The sequence below is a fragment of the Pseudomonas phytophila genome (assembly GCF_025643095.1).
GTDB classification, from domain to species: Bacteria; Pseudomonadota; Gammaproteobacteria; order Pseudomonadales; family Pseudomonadaceae; genus Aquipseudomonas; species Aquipseudomonas quasicaspiana.
Genome location: NZ_CP081201.1, coordinates 4,958,099 through 4,978,076, shown reverse-complemented (window position 1 = coordinate 4,978,076; position 19,978 = coordinate 4,958,099). Strand labels below are relative to the sequence as shown.

The following is a 19,978-nucleotide window of genomic DNA, read 5'->3' as shown; positions in this document are numbered from 1 at the left end:
CATGAGCGAGCCGCGTCACTGTCCGGCGGTATTGATCGCCGCGCCCGCTTCGGGTCAGGGTAAAACCACCGTCACCGCCGCATTGGCTCGCCTGCATCGCAATCAGGGCCGCAAGGTTCGCGTGTTCAAGTGTGGGCCGGATTTTCTCGACCCGATGATTCTTGAGCGGGCCAGCGGTGCGCCGGTCTATCAGCTCGACCTGTGGATGGTCGGCGCCGATGAAAGCCGTCGCCTGTTGTGGGAAGCTGCGGGCGAGGCTGATCTGATTCTGATTGAAGGCGTGATGGGCTTGTTCGACGGTACGCCGTCCAGCGCTGATCTGGCTCGTCATTTTGGTGTCCCGGTATTGGGCGTGATCGACGGTACGGCCATGGCCCAGACCTTTGGCGCATTGGCCCTGGGGCTGGCGCGCTATCAGCCGGACCTGCCGTTCGCCGGTGTGTTGGCCAACCGTGTCGGCACTGTGCGCCATGCGCAATTGCTGGAAGGCAGCCTCACCGAAGGTTTGCGCTGGTACGGCGCGTTGTCACGGGAAACCGGAATCGAGCTGCCAAGCCGTCATCTCGGCTTGGTACAAGCCAGTGAGCTGAATGACCTGGACCTGCGCCTGGACTCAGCGGCTGATGCACTGGCCAGCACCTGCGAAGTGGCCTTACCACCCGCCGTGACCTTCGCTGCTCCGGAAATTATTCCAGCCGAGCCGCTGCTTGAAGGCGTGCGCATCGCCATCGCTCACGATGAGGCGTTCGCCTTTACCTACGGCGCGAGTCTGGACTTGTTGCGGGCAATGGGCGCCGAACTGGTGTTCTTCTCGCCGATCCGCGACAGCGTTTTGCCCGAGGCGGATAGCCTTTATCTGCCCGGCGGTTATCCAGAACTGCATCACGTTGCATTGAGCCAGAATACGCCGATGCTGGCCGCAATCCGCGAACACCATCAAGCGGGCAAACCGTTGCTGGCGGAGTGCGGCGGCATGTTGTATCTGCTGGATGCCTTGACCGATGTCGACGGGTTGCGGGTTGAGCTGGTGGGCTTGCTGGCAGGCGAGGCTGTGATGCAGAAACGTCTGGCGGCCCTGGCGCTACAAAACGTCGCATTGCCCGAAGGCGAACTGCGCGGCCACACTTATCACCATTCGTTGACCAGCACCGAGTTGCAGCCAATTGCCCGGGGCCTGAGTCCCAACGGCGGGCGTGGCGCGGAAGCGGTCTATCGCGACGGGCGCATGACGGCGTCCTATGTGCACTTTTATTTCCCTTCGAATCCCCAGGCGATTGCGGCGCTTTTCAAACCATGAGTGATCAAGCGTACAGCGCCGAGGAGCGTGCTGCGGTCTATCGCGCCATTGCCGAGCGCCGTGACATGCGGCATTTCAGCGGTGGCAGCGTAGCGCCCGAGTTGCTGACGCGTCTGCTCGAAGCAGCGCATCAGGCACCCAGCGTGGGCTTGATGCAGCCATGGCGGTTTATCCGCATCACCGACCGGGCTTTGCGCGCGACTATTCAGACGCAGGTTGAAGCTGAAAGAATTCGTACCGCCGAAGCGCTGGGCGAGCGCGCTGATGACTTCATGAAGCTCAAAGTGGAAGGCATCAACGACTGTGCAGAAGTGCTGGTTGCCGCGCTGATGGATGATCGTGAAAAACACATTTTCGGCCGTCGCACGTTGCCGGAAATGGACCTGGCGTCGCTGTCCTGCGCCATTCAGAACATGTGGCTGGCAGCGCGTGCCGAAGGATTGGGCATGGGCTGGGTTTCGCTGTTTGAACCACAAGCCCTGGCTGACTTGCTGGGCATGCCCGAGGGCGCAAAACCGCTGGCGATTCTGTGCCTGGGGCCGGTGACCGAGTTCTATCCGGTGCCGATGCTGGTCATGGAAGGTTGGGGCAAAGAGCGCCCGCTGGACGAGATGCTGTTTCAAAACCAATGGGGAGTCGGTCAATGAGTGTGGCGCTGTTAAGTGTTGCCGGGGTGGCGCTGGATGCGTTGCTGGGCGAGCCGAAGCGCGCTCATCCATTGGTCGCGTTCGGTCGTTACGCTGACCGGATCGAGCAGCGCTTCAATTCGGCCGGTCGCGGCTGGCGCAGTCACGGTGTCACGGCCTGGTTTATTGCGGTCATCCCGCTGACCCTGCTGGCGACCGCATTGAGCTGGCTGCCTTACATTGGCTGGCTGGTGGAAATCCTTGCGCTGTATTGCGCGCTGGGTTTACGCAGTCTGGGTGAGCACGTTGAGCCGGTGGCGCAGGCGCTGCGCTCGGATAACATTGAAGAAGCGAGGCGTCGCGTCGGCTATCTGGTCAGTCGCCAGACCTCGGAGCTGGACGCCACTGAAGTCGCCCGCGCGGCCACTGAATCAGTGCTGGAGAACGGCAGCGATGCGGTGTTCGCTGCACTGTTCTGGTTTGCCGTTGCCGGTGCGCCCGGCGTGGTCCTGTATCGATTGAGTAACACGCTGGACGCTATGTGGGGTTATCGCAACGAGCGTTTTGAGCGTTTCGGCTGGGCGGCGGCGAGGATTGATGACGTCCTCAACTATATTCCTGCAAGGCTGGTGGCGCTGACGTACGCGTTGCTGGGCAAAACCCGTCTGGCCCTGCGCTGCTGGCGCACCCAGGGCCCGACGTGGGACAGCCCCAACGCCGGGCCGGTCATGGCCGCGGGCGCGGGTGCGCTGGGTGTCGAACTGGGCGGTGCCGCGATCTATCACGGCGAGCTGCATCAGCGTCCGCAGTTGGGTGAGGGTGTGCCCGCTGACGCTAATTCCATTGATCGCGGCTGGCAACTGGTGCAGCGCGGTGTGTGGTTATGGTTGTTGGTGTTGTGCATTGGAGCCGAATTTTATGCTTGAACATGGCGGCCGCCTGCGCAGGGCAGCCAGACAGTACGGCATTGGTGAAGCTGACTGGCTGGACTTGTCCACGGGCATTGCACCTTGGGCCTTCCCGATTCCATCGATTCCGGCAGCCGCCTGGCATCGCCTGCCCGAAGCCGATGATGGTCTGGAACAAGCCGCCTGTGCTTATTACGGTGCAGCGCGAGCGTTACCGGTTGCCGGATCCCAGGCTGCGATTCAGGCCCTGCCGCGTTTGCGCACTGCCGGTAAGGTGGGCGTGTTGTCGCCTTGTTATGCCGAGCACGCTCACGCCTGGCGCAGCGCGGGCTTTCTGGTGCGCGAAGTGCTTGAGCATGAAGTGGATTACTTCCTCGACAGCCTCGACGTACTGGTCGTGGTTAATCCGAATAACCCGACCGGCCTGATGCTCACCCAGGAATGCTTGTTGAAGTGGCATGGGCGACTGGCGGAGCGGGGCGGCTGGCTGGTGGTCGATGAAGCCTTTATGGATAACACGCCGGCTTTGAGCCTTGCGGCCCACACCGGCCTCGCCGGTCTGGTCGTGCTGCGCTCGTTTGGCAAATTCTTCGGGCTTGCCGGTGTGCGGTTGGGATTTGTCCTGGCTGAGCCAAATTTACTCAAATCACTGGCTCAGGAAATCGGCCCCTGGACCGTCAGCGGCCCCACGCGAATTATCGGCGAAGCGTGCCTGAAAGATGTTCAGGCACACCTTGCGCAACGTGCCCGCACCGATCAGGCCAGCGAGCGTCTTGTGCAGGTACTGACTCGCCACGGGCTAAAGCCGGACGGCGGCTGCGCGCTGTTTCAACGGGTGATCACCCCGCACGCGGAGTCGCTGCACGAGTTCTGTGCCCGACGCGGCATTCTGTTGCGCTTGTTCGTCAGCGATAACCCGCTCGAATGCAGTCTGCGCTTCGGCCTGCCGGACACTGAAGCCCACTGGCAGCGTCTTGAGAAAGCGCTGGTCGAGTTCAACCACAGCCTGCCAAGCCAGGAGCAGCCATGACCACGTTGATGGTGCAAGGCACCACGTCCGACGCGGGGAAGAGCACGCTGGTGACGGCGCTGTGCCGCTGGCTGACCCGCCAGGGTGTCGCCGTCGTGCCGTTCAAACCACAGAACATGGCGCTCAACAGCGCGGTCACGGCGGACGGCGGCGAAATCGGTCGCGCCCAAGCGGTGCAGGCCCAGGCTTGCGGGCTGCAGCCGCATACCGACATGAATCCGGTATTGCTCAAGCCCAACAGTGACACCGGTGCGCAAGTGATTATTCATGGCCGCGCCGTTACCACCATGAATGCGGTGGCTTATCACGGCTATAAAGAAATCGCCATGAAAGCGGTGCTGGAGTCCCACGAGCGGCTGGGCCAGACCTATCCGGTGATCATGGTTGAAGGTGCCGGTTCGCCTGCCGAGATCAATCTGCGCGCCAACGACATCGCCAACATGGGCTTCGCCGAAGCGGTGGATTGCCCGGTGTTGCTGATTGCCGATATCAACCGTGGCGGTGTTTTCGCCCATTTGGTAGGCACGCTGGAATTGCTTTCGCCCAGCGAGCAGGCACGGGTCAAGGGCTTCATCATCAATCGTTTTCGTGGCGACATCGCGCTGCTGCAGCCAGGCCTGGACTGGCTCGAAGCACGGACCGGCAAACCTGTGGTTGGCGTGCTGCCTTACGTGATGGACCTGCATCTTGAGGCCGAAGACGGTCTCGATCAGCGCCAGACCGATAAGGTCGAGCAAGTGCTCAACGTGGTAGTGCCGATCCTGCCGAGGATCAGCAACCACACCGATTTCGATCCGCTGCGCCTGCATCCGCAGGTCAATCTGCAATTCATCGGGCCGGGACAGGCTATTCCCTCGGCTGACCTGATCATCCTGCCCGGCTCGAAAAGCGTGCGCAGCGACATGGCGTATCTGCGCGCTAATGGTTGGGACAGCGCTATCGCCCGACACCTGCGTTATGGTGGCAAGTTGCTGGGGATTTGCGGTGGTTTGCAGATGCTCGGTGAGCAGTTGCATGATCCGCTGGGCCTCGAAGGCGCGCCGGGCTCCAGCGCCGGTCTTGGTTTACTGGCGATGAGCACGGTGCTCGAAGAAGAGAAGCAGCTGCGCAACGTGAAAGGGCGTCTGTCGCTGGAAGGCGTACGGGTCAGTGGCTATGAAATCCATGCTGGCGTGACCACCGGCTCAGCCCTGGAAAATCCGGCCGTGCTACTGGACGATGACCGCTGCGACGGAGCGCAAAGTGCTGACGGCCAGATTTTCGGCACCTACCTGCACGGGCTGTTCGAAACCCCTGAGGCATGCAGCTCACTACTGCGCTGGGCTGGTTTGCAGGACGTGCAGCAAGTGGATTACCACGCACTGCGCGAGCGCGATATCGAGCGGTTGGCGGATCTGGTTGAGAACCATCTGGATGGCACGTTGCTGCGTGAGTTGTGTGGGTTGAAATGACAAGGCACTTGACCTGTAGGAGCGCACGATCACCGCGAGGCCGCGATAGCAGGGCATCAGACAAACCGCTATCGCTGCCTCGCGGTGCTCGTGAGCTCCTACAGGGGAACGTATTTCAATTTGATAGAAAGGCGCTCACATGCAGCAACTAATCCTCGGCGGCGCACGCTCCGGCAAGAGTCGACTGGCTGAAAGTCTTGCCACTGGCTCTGGGCTGGAGGTGATTTATATCGCCACCAGCCAACCCGTGGATGGCGAACTGAATCAGCGTGTCGCCCTGCACCGCGAGCGTCGGCCTGACACGTGGGGCTTGATTGAAGAACCCATCGAGCTGGCGCGGGTTCTGCGGGAAAACGCCAGCGTTGATCGATGCTTGCTGGTGGATTGCCTGACGCTGTGGTTGACCAATTTACTGATGCTTGAAAACACCGAGCGTCTGGCGCAAGAGCGTCAGGCGTTGCTCGACTGCCTGGCGCAATTGCCGGGCGAAGTCATTTTTGTCAGCAACGAAACCGGGCTGGGCGTGGTGCCCCTCGGTGAGCTGACTCGTCGTTATGTCGATGAAGCGGGCCTGCTGCATCAGGCTCTGGCTGAGCGTTGCCAGCGCGTGGTGCTGACCGTTGCCGGTTTGCCACTGACCTTGAAAGGATCCGCATTATGAGTAACTCGTGGTGGCTTGAGCCCACCCAGGCGATCAACGTTCCGGTCCGGGAAGAAGCCCTCGCGCGTCAGCAACAGTTGACCAAGCCCACCGGTTCCCTGGGGCAACTGGAGCGCGTCGCGGTGCAGTTGGCCGGTCTGCAAGGTCGGGTCAAACCCAAAGCCGACGCGGTGTGGATCGCTATTTTTGCCGGTGACCACGGTGTTGTTGGGGAGGGCGTGTCAGCTTACCCGCAGGAAGTCACCGGCCAGATGCTGCATAACTTCGTGACCGGCGGGGCTGCAATCAGCGTGCTTGCTCAGCAATTGTCGGCGCAACTGGACGTGGTGGACCTGGGCACTGTCAGCCCTTTGGATCTGCCGGGCGTACGCCACCTGCGCATCGGTGCCGGTACTGCGAACTTCGCCAAAGCTCCGGCAATGACTCAAGAGCAAGGCCTGCTGGCATTGCAGGCCGGGCGCGACAGTGTGTTGCGGGCCAAGGCGGTGGGTACCGAACTGTTTGTCGGTGGCGAGATGGGCATCGGCAATACTGCAGCGGCCAGTGCCGTGGCCTGTTCGTTACTTGAGTGCGCCGCGCAATTGCTGGTCGGACCGGGCACCGGTTTGAATGCGGCGGGGATCAGCCACAAAACGGACGTTATCGAGCGAGCATTGAAGCTCCATGCCGAGCAGGCTGGCGATCCTTTGCAGAGCCTGTTTTGCCTGGGCGGCTTTGAAATTGCGGCACTGGTGGGAGCGTACCTGGCCTGTGCTCAGGAAGGCATTACCGTGCTGGTGGACGGTTTCATTTGCAGCGTCGCAGCATTGGTTGCGGTACGCCTGAACCCTGGGTGCCGTGACTGGCTGCTGTTCGGTCATCGCGGCGCTGAGCCGGGCCATCGCCATCTGTTGGAGACATTACAAGCCGAGCCGCTTCTGGATCTGGGCATGCGGCTTGGCGAAGGCAGCGGCGCAGCCTTGGCGGTGCCGCTGGTGCGTCTGGCCTGCCAACTGCACAACGGCATGGCGACGTTCGCTGAAGCCGCAGTGGCAGATCGTCCCGCATGATCCTTCATCTGGATATGTTGCGTCATGGCGAAACCGAACTGGGCGGCGGCATGCGTGGCAGCCTGGATGATGCCTTGACCGACACCGGCTGGGCGCAGATGCGTGCCGCGGTGGCTGAAGCCGGTCCATGGGATCGAATCGTCAGTTCTCCATTGCAGCGTTGCGCGCGCTTTGCTGAAGAACTGGCCGAGCGTCTTGCATTGCCATTGAGCCTGGAACCGGGTTTGCAGGAATTGCATTTCGGCGATTGGGAAGGGCACAGCGCCGCGCAGTTGATGGAAACCGATGCTGAAGGTCTTGGCCTGTTCTGGAATGATCCTTACGGTTTCACGCCGCCCAATGGCGAGCCCGTGATCGAGTTTTCGGCGCGGGTGTTGGCTGCTGTCGAAAAACTGCATCAAGCCTATGCGGGCGAACGCGTGTTGTTGGTCAGCCATGGCGGTGTCATGCGCCTGTTGCTGGCAAACGCCCGGGGCTTGCCTCGTGAGCAATTGCTGCAAGTGACGGTGGGGCACGGCGCGTTGTTGGCGATAAGCGTGGCTGATGGCGGGCTCCTGACCGAGCCCCAACCAAAGGTGTAGGAGCTGCCGAAGGCTGCGAATGACGGTGTGTCAGGCTAATTGCTTTCGCAGCCTTCGGCAGCTCCTACAGAGACAGCATTCCAATTTGAGTTGTGGGTTCGATAGCGAGGAAGCCTGACATGTTGCCGTTCTGGATCGCCCTGCAGTTCCTCAGCAGTTTGCCCGTCACGTTGCCCGGTATGCCCAAGCCCGAGGAGCTGGGGCGTTCGTTGCTGTTTTATCCGCTGGTGGGCGTGCTGTTCGGTGTGGTGTTGTTGGGCTTGAGTACGCTGCTCGGCGACGCGCCTGTCATGCTCCATGCTGCATTGCTGCTGACCGCCTGGGTGTTGCTCAGTGGCGGACTGCATCTGGACGGTCTTGCCGACAGCGCCGATGCCTGGCTCGGTGGTTTTGGCGACCGTGAACGCACCTTGACCATCATGAAAGATCCCCGTAGCGGACCCATTGCGGTGGTCACACTGATACTGGTGCTGCTGCTTAAATTCACTGCGCTGCTGGCGTTGATTGAGAGTCAGAACTCCATAGCGTTGCTGCTGGCACCAGTGCTGGGGCGCAGCGCCATGCTCGGTCTGTTTCTGTGCACGCCTTACGTCAGGGCTGGCGGGTTGGGGCAGGCGCTGGCCGACCATTTACCGCGCTCGGCGGGTAAACAGGTGCTGCTGGTCTGCGCAGTAGGCTGTGTGCTGGTTGCCGGTTTATCCGGTTTTTACTCTTTGACTGCGGCGGCCGTCTGTTTCTTCTGGCTGCGCCATTTGATGCTCAAGCGCCTGGGTGGCACCACCGGAGACACGGCGGGCGCATTGCTGGAGTTGCTGGAAGTGGCGGTGTTGATCGTGCTGGCGGTTGCGGTTTCTAATTGATAATACAGTCACTTGTGGGAGATCCAGTGTTGGCCTGCAAACGCGATCCTCGTGGGAGCGAATTCATTCGCGAAGAGGCCGGCACGGACAATACATAACTAGCGTCTGGTAATCAGTCTTCCCGAATGAATTCGGTCCCACAGGGATTGCACTCCGATCCAGCAGCAGTTGCGTGTCTCTTGAAAAGACCTAACCCGATCAGATTGACACGCCCATCCCCCACCGCGTAGCTTTCACACATTCTGTTACGGGTATATCCACGTAATTTTTCTTGAGTGTGCAAGCGGGAGAACAACAATGACATCCGTCTGGCGTACCAGTGGCTGGATCCTGCTAGGCAGCGCGTTGATTCTGGCGCTGTCGCTGGGTACGCGGCATGGGTTTGGTTTGTTCCTCGCTCCCATGAGCGCAGACTTCGGTTGGGGGCGCGAGGTGTTTGCGTTCGCGATCGCCTTTCAGAACCTGATGTGGGGCCTGGCGCAGCCGTTCGCGGGTGCGTTGGCCGACCGCTTCGGCGCAGCGAAAGTGGTGTTCATCGGTGGCGTTCTCTATGCAATCGGCCTGATGCTGATGAGCATGGCTGACACGCCTCTCAGCTTGTCATTGAGCGCTGGCTTATTGATCGGCATTGGCCTGTCAGGCACGTCGTTCTCGGTGATTCTGGGCGTGGTCGGCCGTGCGCTGCCCGCCGAAAAACGCAGCATGGGCATGGGGATCGCCAGTGCCGCAGGGTCTTTCGGTCAATTCGCCATGCTGCCCGGCACGCTGGGTCTGATTGGCTGGCTGGGGTGGTCCAGTGCATTGCTGGTGCTTGGCGTGCTGGTGGCGCTGATTCTGCCGCTGGTAATGATGCTCAGGGACAGCCCGACGCCGCTGGTCGGTGGCGAGCAAACCCTGAGCGAAGCATTGAAGGAAGCCTGTTCGCACTCGGGCTTCTGGCTACTGGCGCTAGGGTTTTTCGTTTGCGGTTTTCAAGTGGTGTTCATCGGCGTGCACTTGCCTGCCTATCTGGTGGATCAGCATTTACCCGCCAAAGTCGGCACCACAGTGCTGGCGCTGATCGGTTTGTTCAACATTTTCGGCACTTATACCGCAGGCTGGCTGGGCGGGCGCATGTCCAAGCCGCGTCTGCTGACCGTGCTCTATTTGCTCCGCGCCGTGGTGATTGTGTTGTTCATCACGCTGCCGCTCAGTGAAACCTCTGCCTATCTGTTTGGCGTGGCCATGGGCTTGCTGTGGCTGTCCACCGTCCCGCTGACCAACGGCACCGTCGCGACCTTGTTCGGCGTGCGTAACCTGTCGATGCTCGGTGGTATCGTGTTCCTGTTCCATCAACTGGGTGCTTTCCTCGGCGGTTGGCTGGGAGGTGTTGTGTATGACCGGACCGGGAATTACGACTTGATCTGGCAAGTGTCGATACTCTTGAGCCTGTTGGCGGCGGGGTTGAACTGGCCGGTGCGTGAACGCCCGGTTGCTCGATTGCAGGCGCAAGCAGCATGAGCAGATGGTGGTTCTGGGGAGCGGGTATGGCTGGCGCTCTGACGCTGGCGCTGACCTGGTGGGCCTGGCAAAACGTCGGGCTCGCCGCTTTACAGTTGGGCATGGGCGCTTGCCTCTAGGCATTTAGCCGGGCGCGGGTTAGTTTGTCCCATAGACAACAATGACTGCGCCGCACGGGCGCTCGGGATGCCTTATGCACATTCGCTGGATTGCTCTGCCGGTTCTCATGTTCGCTTTAGGTGGCACTGCCATGGCCGCTGATTGCCCGGCGCTGTTGCAAGGCGAGTTGCCCAAGTTGCGCGCCAAGGAAAATATCAACCTGTGCGAGCGCTTCGCCGGCAAGCCAATGCTGGTGGTCAATACCGCCAGCTTCTGTGGTTTCGCTCCCCAGTTCAAAAGCCTGGAAGCGTTGAATCAGCGCTTCAAGGGGGAGGGCCTCGAAGTGCTCGGCGTGCCGTCCAACGACTTCAAACAAGAGTCCAAGGATGGCGAAGAAACCGCCAAGGTTTGCTACGTCAATTACGGCGTGACCTTCACCATGACCGAGCCGCAACCCGTCAGAGGCGACGATGCTACTCACTTGTTCAAAGTGCTGGCCGAGCAGAGCAACGCGCCGCGCTGGAATTTCTACAAGTACGTGGTGGATCGTAAAGGCAATGTGGTCGCCAGCTTCTCCAGCATGACCACGCCGGATGACCCGGAGCTGATTGCTGCCGTGGAAAAGGCTATCGCCTCCAAACCTTGATTCAGTCGTAACGAAAAAGCCCCGCAACCATTACTGATTGCGGGGCTTTTTGTTGACTTGCAAACGGCTGGGTCAGCCCGTTGTGGTCGATGGATCAGAAACGGTAGGTGATCGAGCTACCCACGCCGTGAGCGGTGTTGCGGAAGTCCGCGTTGTAGGTGCCTTTCGTAGCGCTTGAATCACGGATCTTCGCTTCATCTTCGCGCAGATACGAGTAAGCGACGTCGATAGTCAGGTTGTCGTTTGGACTCCAGCCAGCGCCGAAGCTGACTGCTTTGCGGTCACCGGTAGGGATGCGCGGCGAGCGGTTTTCATTATTGGTTGGCGATTGATCCACCGAGAAGCCGGTGCGCAAGGTCCACTCTTTGTTGACCTTGTAGGATGCACCGATGGCGTGGGCCCAGGTGTCATGCCAGTTCTGAGGCTCGGAGATGGTGCCAATGGTTGGGGTCAGAGGGCCAGGGACGCCGCTGTTTTTTACGTCGATGCTTTCCAGGCGACTCCAGCGAGTCCAGGTACTGCCCGCATAAAGTGTCCAGTTCGCGTCAAGCTCATGGGTAACCGAGAAGTCGACGGATTCAGGAGTAGTCAGATCCAGCGAGGCGTCGTACTTCTGGCCGTTGAACGGACCGAAGTTGGGACCAGAGATTTTGGTATCGCCGTCCAGCTTGTACTTAACTTTGGAGTGGTAGGTTGCGCCAATGCGAGTGCTGTCAGTGGCTTGCACCAGGATGCCGACGTTGAAGCCCAGCGCGGTGTCATCACCCTTGACCTTTACCTTGCCGTCATTGACCGGGCCGGTAACCGGGTTGAGGGCGCTGGAGGTCAGCTCACCGTCAATACGGTTGATCGTCGGACCAAAACCGATGGAAACCTTGTCGTTGAATGCGTAGCTGATAGTCGGCTGAAAGGTGACGACTTGAACGTGGCTCTTGTCAGCAAAGTAACGACCGGCGAAGCCGCTTTCGTAGTCAGTGACCAGACCAAATGGAACGTAAACCCCAACGCCAAATGCCCAGTGATCATCGATCGGCTTGACGTAATAGCCCATCGGAACTCCGACGACTGGTACCATATCGCCATCATTGCTGCCGCCAAAAGAGCTGCTGGCGTTATCAATATCGGTCTTGGCGATGATTGCTGCTGCGCCAACGCTGACTTGTTCGCGCTTGAGACGGGACATACCGGCAGGGTTGCCGAATACGGTGCTTGCATCATCGGCAGAAGAGGAACGGCCCGCAAAACCGGTCCCCATACCGCTGATGCTTTGTTCGTTGATGGCAAAACCAGCAGCGAAGAGTTGGGAGGCAGCCAAGCTAACAGTGAGGCCGAGTGTGGTCTTGAGCATTACTTTTTTCATTATTAGAACTCCTTGTTGATCACCGCGCGAAAATTACCAACATTTCTCAGATTGCGCCATAGTCCGAATGGCCTGATCTAGAGCGTTTTTTGTAGGACAATCCGCGAAAAATGTCGCGATCTGTTTTTATCGTGATTTGCTCGAAAGTCATTCAAGCCGGGTGCGAAAGTGGTGTTACACAGCTTTGCCAGGCACTCATGAAATCGCGTAAACGGCCTTGGGGCTGAAATATTTCGCGCCATATTTTGGCCATTACGCGGGGATCTTCGTCGGCGGGCAGGCAAGAACCTTGAGCTTCGACCATCAACCAGGCGATGGCGGTGGCGTAACGCAGGTTGACGGTCAGTTCCAGGTGCGGCCCTGTGAGAAAAGCATGCTGACTGGCCAGGCCGCGAACCAGGCTTGCCAGTTCAGGGTCGAGCGCCAGATAGTTGTCCCAGAGCTGCCTATGACAGCCTTCGGATATGCTGTACAGGCCATGCCCGCGGCGGCTGTCCAGTGCAGCGCCCAGATCTGATTGACTGGCGGCGACGGCGAGCAGGAACGATTCGGCGCGCGGGCTGTGCCGGTCCAGATACAACAAGGTGGGCCGAATTACGTGGCGGGATAAATCTCTGGCATCGATTCCCATGACATCCTCGGGGAAAAGTGACCGGCGGGCCCGGACGTGTGGCAGCGACAATAGAATCAGGCCCGTCGGAAGCGATCGTGATCGCCTGAGTTGAAGTGTAGTGTCATATTTCGCGTGTAAAGGATTGTTTTCAGGTTAATTCCTGTCAGTCGTCGGTTCTCATATAGCCCTTGGCGATAGAAGGTTTGGGTAATATCGAGGCGAAAAAAAGCCCCGCTTTGAAAGGCGGGGCTTTTTTATTCCTGCGAAAACGAGCGGCGTATCAGGCGATGAGGGCCTGACGAGTACGCTCGATCACGGCCTGCAGCGGCTCTGCGCTGGAGTACTGATCGGGGTACAGACGCTCGGTGTGGCGAGCGATGCCGTGTTCGTTGACCAGGGTGAAGCTGAAGCAGCCTTTGCGAGCGGCCATGATCAGGCAGTTCATTGGGGCAAAAGCGTTGGTCAGTGTATGGATAGCGTGTTGAGTCTGATGATGAGTAGTCATTATTAAGGTGTTTCCTAAAACGACACGGAACATTACCGTGCAAAAATAAACGTTCCAGTAAACGCGGGCGATCCTGATCGGCAGGATATGGCTGGGCGAAGAACCTGTCTGGAACAAAAGCAGCCAGTTGAAGCGCACTTTATCGTATTGCGCTCGGGCTGACCGGTAGGTACTTAGGAGGGCAGGCAACACAACAAGAGCAAAGGTTCGACGCTCTGGGTGCAGATCCTGATCAATTGCAGGCTGGTTCGGTCAGGCCATGGATGATTGCACTACCACTCCCGTCTGCGGGTAGTCGGCATGCAGGCCATGTCTGGAAACCATCGAGGTGGTCGATCCCTTGTTGTCAGCAACTTCCTTACGTTTTGAAGAAAGTTTGCCGGGGGACTTTTTCGACCAAAAAATTGACTTTCAGCTTGGTACTAACGGCGACGATGTTAACGGAGTTGTCAGGGCATTGGAAGGGTGCTGGTGAAAAAACATACAGAGAAGGGCGCCGTTCGTCGCTGGATCCGCTCAAGTTACTGTTCCAGTTGAGATTCGCTTGCAGTTGTGAGCGGTTTAAAGCGCCGTTTTCAGAAAATAATCGCGACCTGAGATTGACTTGTGCACATTGGCGCAAATTGCTGCCACATCACTGTCATATGCGCTTGTAAGGGCTTGATTTAGCGTGGCGAATTATTAAGTCAATGAAAAACATCAAATTTTTTTGCTGGTGAAAAAATCGTCAGTTTGAGCGCAGGCCGCATTCTGTCTGCGTTTGCGAGGCACGAGGGGCGGTTGTCCACTGAGTTATCCACAGCTTCTGTGGATTGTCCCGAGCGCTGGCTCTACGACGCGCCTTTCGCGTTCTGCCCCTTTACCTCTGCGAGAAAAAGTGTAGAGTTGCGCGCCTCCTGATTTGCCCCCGTTGTGTTTATGAAGTCTCGTCCTGATCCATCGCACGAATCTCAAGCTGTAGCCCGCGAACCTGCACGTCTCTCTCTGCGCGTCGCGTTATGGTTGCTGGATAATCCGCGCTTGAATCAAAAGCCCAGCGTCAAACACTTCGCCGGCCGTCTGCTCAAACAACCTGCGCGCAGCGGTGTGGTGGTTGCGCAGAGCCGACTGGGGCAAATGCTCTGCCGGGATTGCGGCAACACCCGCGACCGTCGCATGGGTCATGAACTGTTGCGGCAGGCGGCTCGCGCCGGAGACTGCAGCGCTCAATTCGAATACGGCCGACTGTGCGCTCAAGCGCCTATCAACGAGCCGCAAAAGGCCCGCCACTGGCTGGAACTGGCTTCGGCCAAGGGCTCGCAGGACGCCCGGCATCTACTCGGTCAACTGGACCTCCGTTAAGCGCACACGCAATCCGCTGCTGACGCACACGCTGCATCGCGCATAATGCTGCATGAATCCGGCATCCTGGAGTCCCTATGGCAATGGATTTGAACAGCCTGCTTCTTGGGCTAGGTGCAGCGGCGTTGCCACTATTGGTTTTGGCCTGGCAGCTGCAGCGCAAACTGACTCAGCAACAAGCGGACACCGCGCTGCTCGACGAGCGACTGAGCACTGCACAGATGGCTCAGGACGGGTTGAATGCGCAACTGGATGCCTGCCGTGACGAGATCAGTGATTTGAGTCAGGCCAACTCCGTCAAGCAAGCTGATCTGGCCGCAACGCGTCGTGAAGTCGAGTTGCTGCGCCATGAGCGCGATAACGCCCAGGCCGCTGCCCAGGACTGGCACCATGAGCGCACTAATAAAGAAGCCGAATTGCGCCGTCTGGATGTACAATGCGCTGCATTGACTGCCGAGCTTCGCGAACAACAGGAAAATCATCAGCAACGCCTGAACGATCTGCAGAGTTCCCGGGATGAGCTCCGGGCTCAGTTCGCGGAAATGGCCAGCAAGATTTTTGATGAGCGCGAACAGCGTTTTGCCGAGACCAGCCAGCAGCAGCTCGGCCAGTTACTTGATCCTCTTAAAGAGCGCATTCAGTCTTTCGAAAAGCGTGTTGAGGAGAGTTATCAGGCCGAAGCCCGTGAACGTTTTTCTCTGGGCAAAGAACTGGAGCGGCTGCAGCAGCTCAATCTGCGACTTAGCGATGAAGCGACCAATCTGACACGCGCACTCAAAGGGCAGAAAACCCAAGGCAACTGGGGGGAGCTGATTCTTGAGCGTGTGCTTGAGCATGCCGGTCTTGAAAAGGGTCGCGAATATCAGACCCAGGTCAGCCTGAAGGGACCGGACGGCGAGCGCTTTCAGCCTGATGTGCTGATCATGTTGCCCGGCGATAAGCAAGTGGTGGTGGATGCCAAGGTCAGCCTGACGGCCTATCAGCAGTACATCAGTGCCGACGACGATGTGATCGGTCAGACCGCCCTGAAGCAGCATGTGCTTTCGCTGCGTAATCATGTCAAAGGCTTGTCCGGCAAGGATTACAAGCGTCTTGAGGGGCTGCACAGCCTGGATTTCGTTCTGCTGTTTGTGCCGATAGAAGCGGCCTTTTCTGCGGCCCTGCAAGCTGAGCCAAATCTGTTTCAGGAAGCTTTTGATCGCAACATCGTGATCGTCAGTCCGACCACCTTGCTGGCTACCTTGCGGGTTATCGACAGCTTGTGGAAACAGGAGCGTCAAAGCCAGAACGCCCGGGAAATCGCCGAGCGTGCCGGTTGGCTGTATGACAAGTTCGTGTTGTTCATTCAGGATCTGGATGAAGTCGGCAGTCGCCTGCAGCAACTGGACAAGGCTTATAGCGCCGCCCGCAACAAACTGACTGACGGGCGCGGCAACCTGGTAAGCCGCAGTGAACAGCTCAAACTACTCGGCGCCCGGGCCAGCAAGAACCTGCCTGCTGACTTGCTGGAAAAAGCAATGACCGATGATGAGGGGCTGGTGCAGTTGCCTGAGTGATGGACGGGTTTGTGCTTGGCTGACCTCGTCATCGTTCATCGTCGGAATGCCTCCCAATTGTTAGCGAGAAGGGCTGCGCGGTGTGCCAGTTGAATCGTCTCGCGAACAAGTTCGCTCCTACCGGGTGGTGTGTTGTCAGGTTGTTCGGGTAGGAGGCAACTTGTTGGCGATAGGGGCTGCGCGGTGTTTCAGGCCTGACGTCTCGCGAACAAGTTCGCTCCTACCGTGCGAGAAGGGCTGCGCGGTGTCACCGTCTGTCGCATAAATACGCGGCATCGACACAAGAAATGTCACATTGAACACATCGTGAAAGATGTTTTTCCGCAAGACTGCGTGAGCAGGCGTAAAGTGTGATTCGGCACTACTATTTATCTGTAACAAGCGGCTTGAGAACCAGCCGTTAAGTATTTCCCTGAAGGGGGGCTATATGGACACTAAATTGCAAGATTGGCTTCATGATCTCGGGGTTGCTCTGGGTTTGATCGAGCGCCCTAAATTGCAACCTGTACCGGTGCGCACCGACGACAAACGGCGCCGTCAGCCTCAGCGTCGGTAGTCAGTACCGCGCCATCCCTCCCGGGACGCGACCGCGTCCCGTTGTAGTGTTCAGGTCTTGATATCTGAAACTACCTGAAAGCGTGTTTTCCGTTGAGTAACACGACACGCTGTCATTTCTGCAAGCTCACAAAGATGTGATCAATCAACGCCATCACTGTTGTGCTTTCGGGGTGCTTTAACGCTTCCTCTTTTTCCCGTTTCTTGACGTTGATTCCAGATTCGTGAAGCTTCTTGAAGAGCTCATCAATGTCTTCTTCGTCAAGAACAAGGTCTTCGAGCGTTCGGCTCTCTCTAATCACTGATTTGTCGACGAGGATCACCCCAAGGGCTCCCTCGACGTACCTTCGCACTTCGTCACGATCCATGATAATCCCCTGTTCTGTCGTTGGAGGATCAGCCCTGACTTCCGTAAAACAAGGGGAGTGTCCATTCGGCTATCCCTTTAAGGCTAGCTCATATTCGCCAATATCCTCGCCATCTGTCGTGTTCACGGGAAATAAAAAAGGATGCCCTGAGGCATCCTTTTTGCGCAGAGATACAGCTCAGCGATGAGCAACGCCCGGTAAAACACAGAGCATTTCATAAAGCAGGTTGGCACCTAATAACGAGGTGTTACCTGTGGTGTCGTAGGGCGGCGAGACTTCCACCAGATCACAACCGATCAGATCCAGACCCTGGCAGCCACGAATGATCTCGATGGCTTGAATCGTGGTCAGCCCGCCGATTTCCGGGGTGCCGGTACCAGGTGCCCAGGCCGGGTCGATGCCATCGATGTCGAAACTCAGATAAACCGGGCCGTCGCCGACTTTCTCCCGCACTTCAGCCATCAAAGGCGCGAGTGACTTGTGCCAGCATTCCTCGGCCTGGACCACGCGGAAACCCTGTTTGCGGCTCCAGTTGAAGTCTTCGGCGGTGTAACCCTGAGCGCGCAGGCCAATCTGCACAACGCGGTCACAGTCCAGCAGACCCTCTTCAACGGCACGGCGGAACGTGGTGCCGTGGGCAATCTTTTCGCCAAACATGTGGTCGTTGACGTCGGCGTGGGCGTCGATATGCACCAGACCGACCTTGCCGTGCTTCTTGTGGATGGCCCGCAGGATGGGCAGGGTGATGGTGTGGTCGCCACCCAGTGTCAGAGGGATCACGTCGTGGCCGAGGATTTCGTCGTAGGCCTCTTCGATGATGCGTACGGCATCCAGAAGGTTGAACGTGTTGATGGCAACATCGCCAATGTCTGCGACGGACAGCGAGTCAAACGGCGCAGCGCCGGTGGCCATGTTGTAGGGACGGATCATCACCGATTCGGCGCGGATTTCGCGAGGACCGAAGCGGGTGCCGGCGCGCAGAGAGGTGCCAATATCCAGGGGAACCCCTACAAATGCAGCATCCAGACCAGCTGCGGTTTGCAAATGCGGCAAGCGCATCATGGTGGCGATACCGGCGAAGCGCGGCATTTCGTTGCCGCCCAGTGGCTGGTGAAAAATCTTGTCCACGAGAATGCCTCAGCGTTGGTTTCAATGGGCCGATTTTGCGAAGCATGGGGGCGAGGAACAATCGCTGGGGCGAAATACTTAGTTCAGGAATTTCAGAACTAAAGCGGTTTTGGGCTAAGCTGCGGGTCTCGTAACAGCGCGAAAGCATCGCCCTAAAGCTGTCTGTGGGAGCGAATTCATTCGCGAAGGCGTTTTGCCAGACGACACTTTTTCATTGTCTGCAATGGCCCTTTCGCGAATGAATTCGCTCCCACAGGGGTTGTGATTACATTTTGATTTTCTACCGGACCCCTCCATGCCCAGCGCTTTACCCGATCTCAAACTCCTGCGGATTTTCGCCAGTGTGGTGCGTCATCAAGGCTTTGCCAGTGCGCAACAGGAATTGAACCTGTCGACCTCGGCGATCAGTACTTATATGAGCCAACTTGAAGCCGCGCTGGGCATCGTCTTGTGTCATCGAGGCCGGGGCGGTTTCAGCCTGACCAGCAAGGGAGAGCTGTTCCATCAGGAAACTTTGCGCCTGCTCGGCGAGCTTGAAGGCTTCGAGCTCTACGCCGCAGCGCTCAAGGGTGAACTGCGCGGCACCCTGAACCTCGGGGTTCTGGACTCCACCGTCAGCGACCGGGCTTTGCCGTTTGCCGAAGTGATCGGTGCGTACAGCGCCGAACATCCCGCCGTGCATTTGCATCTTTCAGTGATGAGCCCTTACGAGTTGCAACTGGGCGTGCTGGATAACCGTCTGGATCTGGCCATTGGTTCGTTTTCCACGCGCATGAACGGCTTGCTTTATCAGCCGTTGTATCGCGAGCAGCACTGGCTGTACTGCAGTAATCGCCACCCGTTGTTTACCGAACGGCGTATCCCTGAGCCTGTCATCGCCCAGCAACGGATGGTCGGGCGCGGTTACTGGAGCCAGGCAGAGCTGGCCCGGCACGGTTTCAAGCACAGCGCTGCCACCGTGGAAAGCATGGAGGCGCAATTGATTCTGGTGCTGTCGGGCGCTTACATCGGTTACTTGCCTGAGCACTACGCGCAATCCTGGGTGGACTCTGGTCATCTACGTGTTCTGCTGCCAGCAACGTTTGGCTATCAGGCACCGTTCTCCATGATCGTGCGGCGCGGACGTAGTCGTGAGCCGTTGATCCAGACTTTCCGCGACTTGCTCAAAGCGCAACTCAACCCGATCTGAGGAACACCGATGTCCCGCCCGCGCTGCGAACGTTGTCTGCGTCCCGAAAGCCATTGCCTGTGCTCACTGATCCCACAGCTGGACAGCCGCACCCGTGTTCTGATCCTGCAGCATCCCAGTGAAGTGAACCATGCGCTGAATACCGCGCGGTTGGCGGCGCTGGGACTGAACAATTCCCAGTGGGTAGTGGGTGAGGTTTTCGAGGATTTGCACGCGTTGCTCAATCCGCCGGGCTATCGACCGTGTCTATTGTTCCCGGGGGAGGGCGCGGAGAATCTGGTGGCGCAACCAGTGGACAGTCTGCCGATTCTGTTGGTGGTCCCGGACGGAACCTGGCGCAAGGCGCGCAAGCTGTTGCATCTGAATCCGGAGCTGGCCGCGCTGCCGCGAGTGACGCTGACCACGGCCCCTGAATCGCGCTACCGCCTGCGAAAAGCACCGGGGCCGGACGCGCTTTCGACACTGGAAGCGATCACCTGCGCCTTGCAGATTATTGAGGCCCCGCGTTCATTCGCGCCCTTGCTAGTGCCCTTTGAGGCGCTGATCGACCAGCAGATCGCAGCCATGGGCGATGAAACCTACCAGCGTAATCATGTTGAACCGCGCCAGGTCGAGGCTGACTAAAACACTTGTCAGCGTTCTCACTGCGCAACTG

The 19,978-nt window shown here is 58.6% G+C and carries 22 protein-coding genes; 17 read left to right on the top strand and 5 right to left on the bottom strand.

The genetic code is table 11. The annotated features are described in order from the left end of the window. Position 1: 1 nt before the first annotated feature. The 12 genes from K3169_RS22500 to K3169_RS22445 all read left to right on the top strand — a co-directional run bounded on the left by K3169_RS22500 (position 2) and on the right by K3169_RS22445 (position 10,708). Complete coding sequence (locus K3169_RS22500; protein ID WP_263268086.1) at positions 2–1,297, top strand: cobyrinate a,c-diamide synthase; 1,296 nt, start codon at positions 2–4, stop codon at positions 1,295–1,297. Further along, on the top strand, positions 1,294–1,944 hold the full coding sequence (bluB, locus tag K3169_RS22495) for a 5,6-dimethylbenzimidazole synthase (protein WP_263268084.1): 651 nt from the start codon (positions 1,294–1,296) through the stop codon (positions 1,942–1,944). Before K3169_RS22500 ends, bluB begins: the two co-directional genes overlap by 4 nt. Then, positions 1,941–2,849 carry an adenosylcobinamide-phosphate synthase CbiB gene (gene cbiB, locus K3169_RS22490; protein WP_263268083.1) on the top strand — a complete coding sequence of 303 codons (909 nt, stop codon included), beginning with the start codon at positions 1,941–1,943 and terminating at the stop codon, positions 2,847–2,849. The genes bluB and cbiB overlap by 4 nt, the downstream gene beginning before the upstream one ends. After that, positions 2,842–3,861, top strand: a complete 1,020-nt coding sequence (cobD, locus tag K3169_RS22485; protein WP_122704276.1) for a threonine-phosphate decarboxylase CobD — start codon at positions 2,842–2,844, stop codon at positions 3,859–3,861. Before cbiB ends, cobD begins: the two co-directional genes overlap by 8 nt. Beyond that, positions 3,858–5,312, top strand: a complete 1,455-nt coding sequence (locus K3169_RS22480; protein ID WP_263268082.1) for a cobyric acid synthase — start codon at positions 3,858–3,860, stop codon at positions 5,310–5,312. Before cobD ends, K3169_RS22480 begins: the two co-directional genes overlap by 4 nt. 139 nt (positions 5,313–5,451) lie before the next feature. Beyond that, the gene (gene cobU, locus K3169_RS22475; RefSeq protein ID WP_263268081.1) at positions 5,452–5,973 is read left to right on the top strand and encodes a bifunctional adenosylcobinamide kinase/adenosylcobinamide-phosphate guanylyltransferase; all 522 of its coding nucleotides are present in this window, start codon (positions 5,452–5,454) and stop codon (positions 5,971–5,973) included. Next, positions 5,970–7,022, top strand: a complete 1,053-nt coding sequence (cobT, locus tag K3169_RS22470) for a nicotinate-nucleotide--dimethylbenzimidazole phosphoribosyltransferase (RefSeq protein WP_263268079.1) — start codon at positions 5,970–5,972, stop codon at positions 7,020–7,022. The genes cobU and cobT overlap by 4 nt, the downstream gene beginning before the upstream one ends. After that, on the top strand, positions 7,019–7,603 hold the full coding sequence (gene cobC / locus K3169_RS22465; protein ID WP_263268077.1) for an alpha-ribazole phosphatase family protein: 585 nt from the start codon (positions 7,019–7,021) through the stop codon (positions 7,601–7,603). Before cobT ends, cobC begins: the two co-directional genes overlap by 4 nt. Positions 7,604–7,722: 119 nt before the next feature. Beyond that, positions 7,723–8,463, top strand: coding sequence for an adenosylcobinamide-GDP ribazoletransferase (locus K3169_RS22460; protein WP_263268075.1), 741 nt, complete (start codon positions 7,723–7,725; stop codon positions 8,461–8,463). Positions 8,464–8,760: 297 nt separating this feature from the next. Continuing rightward, positions 8,761–9,963 carry an MFS transporter gene (locus K3169_RS22455; RefSeq protein ID WP_122805737.1) on the top strand — a complete coding sequence of 401 codons (1,203 nt, stop codon included), beginning with the start codon at positions 8,761–8,763 and terminating at the stop codon, positions 9,961–9,963. Continuing rightward, a complete protein-coding gene (locus tag K3169_RS22450; protein WP_263268074.1) occupies positions 9,960–10,082 on the top strand; it encodes a hypothetical protein in 123 nt (40 codons plus the stop codon). The genes K3169_RS22455 and K3169_RS22450 overlap by 4 nt, the downstream gene beginning before the upstream one ends. Before the next feature lie 74 nt (positions 10,083–10,156). Further along, positions 10,157–10,708: a glutathione peroxidase gene (locus tag K3169_RS22445; protein WP_027902066.1), complete on the top strand. Its 552-nt coding sequence runs from the start codon at positions 10,157–10,159 to the stop codon at positions 10,706–10,708. Between the two features lie 94 nt (positions 10,709–10,802). Here the strand turns inward: K3169_RS22445 and K3169_RS22440 are convergent, their stop codons facing one another. The 3 genes from K3169_RS22440 to K3169_RS22430 form a co-directional block, all read right to left on the bottom strand. Beyond that, positions 10,803–12,068 (bottom strand): OmpP1/FadL family transporter, encoded by a 1,266-nt coding sequence (locus K3169_RS22440; RefSeq protein ID WP_231667588.1) that lies wholly within the window; start codon positions 12,066–12,068, stop codon positions 10,803–10,805. 151 nt (positions 12,069–12,219) lie between these two features. After that, entirely contained in the window at positions 12,220–12,699 is a 480-nt protein-coding gene (locus tag K3169_RS22435) for a hypothetical protein (protein WP_231674984.1), read from the bottom strand. Between the two features lie 262 nt (positions 12,700–12,961). Continuing rightward, entirely contained in the window at positions 12,962–13,186 is a 225-nt protein-coding gene (locus K3169_RS22430) for a hypothetical protein (protein WP_027902063.1), read from the bottom strand. A gap of 918 nt (positions 13,187–14,104) precedes the next feature. Between K3169_RS22430 and K3169_RS22425 the strand changes: the two genes are divergently transcribed. The 3 genes from K3169_RS22425 to K3169_RS29630 all read left to right on the top strand — a co-directional run bounded on the left by K3169_RS22425 (position 14,105) and on the right by K3169_RS29630 (position 16,639). Continuing rightward, entirely contained in the window at positions 14,105–14,527 is a 423-nt protein-coding gene (locus tag K3169_RS22425; protein WP_122704296.1) for a tetratricopeptide repeat protein, read from the top strand. A 191-nt stretch (positions 14,528–14,718) separates the two neighbouring features. Next, positions 14,719–16,083, top strand: coding sequence for a DNA recombination protein RmuC (gene rmuC / locus K3169_RS22420; protein ID WP_161628611.1), 1,365 nt, complete (start codon positions 14,719–14,721; stop codon positions 16,081–16,083). A 427-nt stretch (positions 16,084–16,510) separates the two neighbouring features. Then, entirely contained in the window at positions 16,511–16,639 is a 129-nt protein-coding gene (locus K3169_RS29630; protein WP_264760712.1) for a PA1414 family protein, read from the top strand. A 112-nt stretch (positions 16,640–16,751) separates the two neighbouring features. Here K3169_RS29630 and K3169_RS22415 read toward each other — a convergent pair whose 3' ends face one another. Next, positions 16,752–17,006 carry a hypothetical protein gene (locus tag K3169_RS22415; RefSeq protein WP_099270611.1) on the bottom strand — a complete coding sequence of 85 codons (255 nt, stop codon included), beginning with the start codon at positions 17,004–17,006 and terminating at the stop codon, positions 16,752–16,754. Between the two features lie 177 nt (positions 17,007–17,183). After that, positions 17,184–18,134 carry an agmatinase gene (gene speB / locus K3169_RS22410; RefSeq protein WP_099270610.1) on the bottom strand — a complete coding sequence of 317 codons (951 nt, stop codon included), beginning with the start codon at positions 18,132–18,134 and terminating at the stop codon, positions 17,184–17,186. Positions 18,135–18,429: 295 nt separating this feature from the next. On the opposite strand from speB, the gene K3169_RS22405 reads away from it, so the two are divergent. Both K3169_RS22405 and K3169_RS22400 read left to right on the top strand, forming a co-directional pair. Continuing rightward, a complete protein-coding gene (locus tag K3169_RS22405) occupies positions 18,430–19,323 on the top strand; it encodes a LysR family transcriptional regulator (RefSeq protein WP_027902059.1) in 894 nt (297 codons plus the stop codon). 9 nt (positions 19,324–19,332) lie between these two features. Then, on the top strand, positions 19,333–19,947 hold the full coding sequence (locus K3169_RS22400; protein WP_231674985.1) for a tRNA-uridine aminocarboxypropyltransferase: 615 nt from the start codon (positions 19,333–19,335) through the stop codon (positions 19,945–19,947). Positions 19,948–19,978: the final 31 nt, after the last annotated feature.

Excerpts from the sequence above, each read along its gene's own strand:
- K3169_RS22440 (WP_231667588.1), bottom strand. The coding sequence starts at position 12,068 with ATGAAAAAAGTAATGCTCAAGACCACACTCGGCCTCACTGTTAGCTTG.
- K3169_RS22445 (WP_027902066.1), top strand. The coding sequence starts at position 10,157 with ATGCACATTCGCTGGATTGCTCTGCCGGTTCTCATGTTCGCTTTAGGT.
- cbiB (WP_263268083.1), top strand. The coding sequence starts at position 1,941 with ATGAGTGTGGCGCTGTTAAGTGTTGCCGGGGTGGCGCTGGATGCGTTG.
- K3169_RS22455 (WP_122805737.1), top strand. The coding sequence starts at position 8,761 with ATGACATCCGTCTGGCGTACCAGTGGCTGGATCCTGCTAGGCAGCGCG.
- K3169_RS22430 (WP_027902063.1), bottom strand. The coding sequence starts at position 13,186 with ATGACTACTCATCATCAGACTCAACACGCTATCCATACACTGACCAAC.
- K3169_RS22400 (WP_231674985.1), top strand. The coding sequence starts at position 19,333 with ATGTCCCGCCCGCGCTGCGAACGTTGTCTGCGTCCCGAAAGCCATTGC.
- K3169_RS22435 (WP_231674984.1), bottom strand. The coding sequence starts at position 12,699 with ATGGGAATCGATGCCAGAGATTTATCCCGCCACGTAATTCGGCCCACC.
- K3169_RS22425 (WP_122704296.1), top strand. The coding sequence starts at position 14,105 with ATGAAGTCTCGTCCTGATCCATCGCACGAATCTCAAGCTGTAGCCCGC.
- bluB (WP_263268084.1), top strand. The coding sequence starts at position 1,294 with ATGAGTGATCAAGCGTACAGCGCCGAGGAGCGTGCTGCGGTCTATCGC.
- K3169_RS22500 (WP_263268086.1), top strand. The coding sequence starts at position 2 with ATGAGCGAGCCGCGTCACTGTCCGGCGGTATTGATCGCCGCGCCCGCT.
- cobT (WP_263268079.1), top strand. The coding sequence starts at position 5,970 with ATGAGTAACTCGTGGTGGCTTGAGCCCACCCAGGCGATCAACGTTCCG.
- K3169_RS22450 (WP_263268074.1), top strand. The coding sequence starts at position 9,960 with ATGAGCAGATGGTGGTTCTGGGGAGCGGGTATGGCTGGCGCTCTGACG.
- K3169_RS29630 (WP_264760712.1), top strand. The coding sequence starts at position 16,511 with ATGGACACTAAATTGCAAGATTGGCTTCATGATCTCGGGGTTGCTCTG.
- cobD (WP_122704276.1), top strand. The coding sequence starts at position 2,842 with ATGCTTGAACATGGCGGCCGCCTGCGCAGGGCAGCCAGACAGTACGGC.
- K3169_RS22460 (WP_263268075.1), top strand. The coding sequence starts at position 7,723 with ATGTTGCCGTTCTGGATCGCCCTGCAGTTCCTCAGCAGTTTGCCCGTC.
- cobU (WP_263268081.1), top strand. The coding sequence starts at position 5,452 with ATGCAGCAACTAATCCTCGGCGGCGCACGCTCCGGCAAGAGTCGACTG.
- cobC (WP_263268077.1), top strand. The coding sequence starts at position 7,019 with ATGATCCTTCATCTGGATATGTTGCGTCATGGCGAAACCGAACTGGGC.
- K3169_RS22480 (WP_263268082.1), top strand. The coding sequence starts at position 3,858 with ATGACCACGTTGATGGTGCAAGGCACCACGTCCGACGCGGGGAAGAGC.
- K3169_RS22415 (WP_099270611.1), bottom strand. The coding sequence starts at position 17,006 with ATGGATCGTGACGAAGTGCGAAGGTACGTCGAGGGAGCCCTTGGGGTG.
- K3169_RS22405 (WP_027902059.1), top strand. The coding sequence starts at position 18,430 with ATGCCCAGCGCTTTACCCGATCTCAAACTCCTGCGGATTTTCGCCAGT.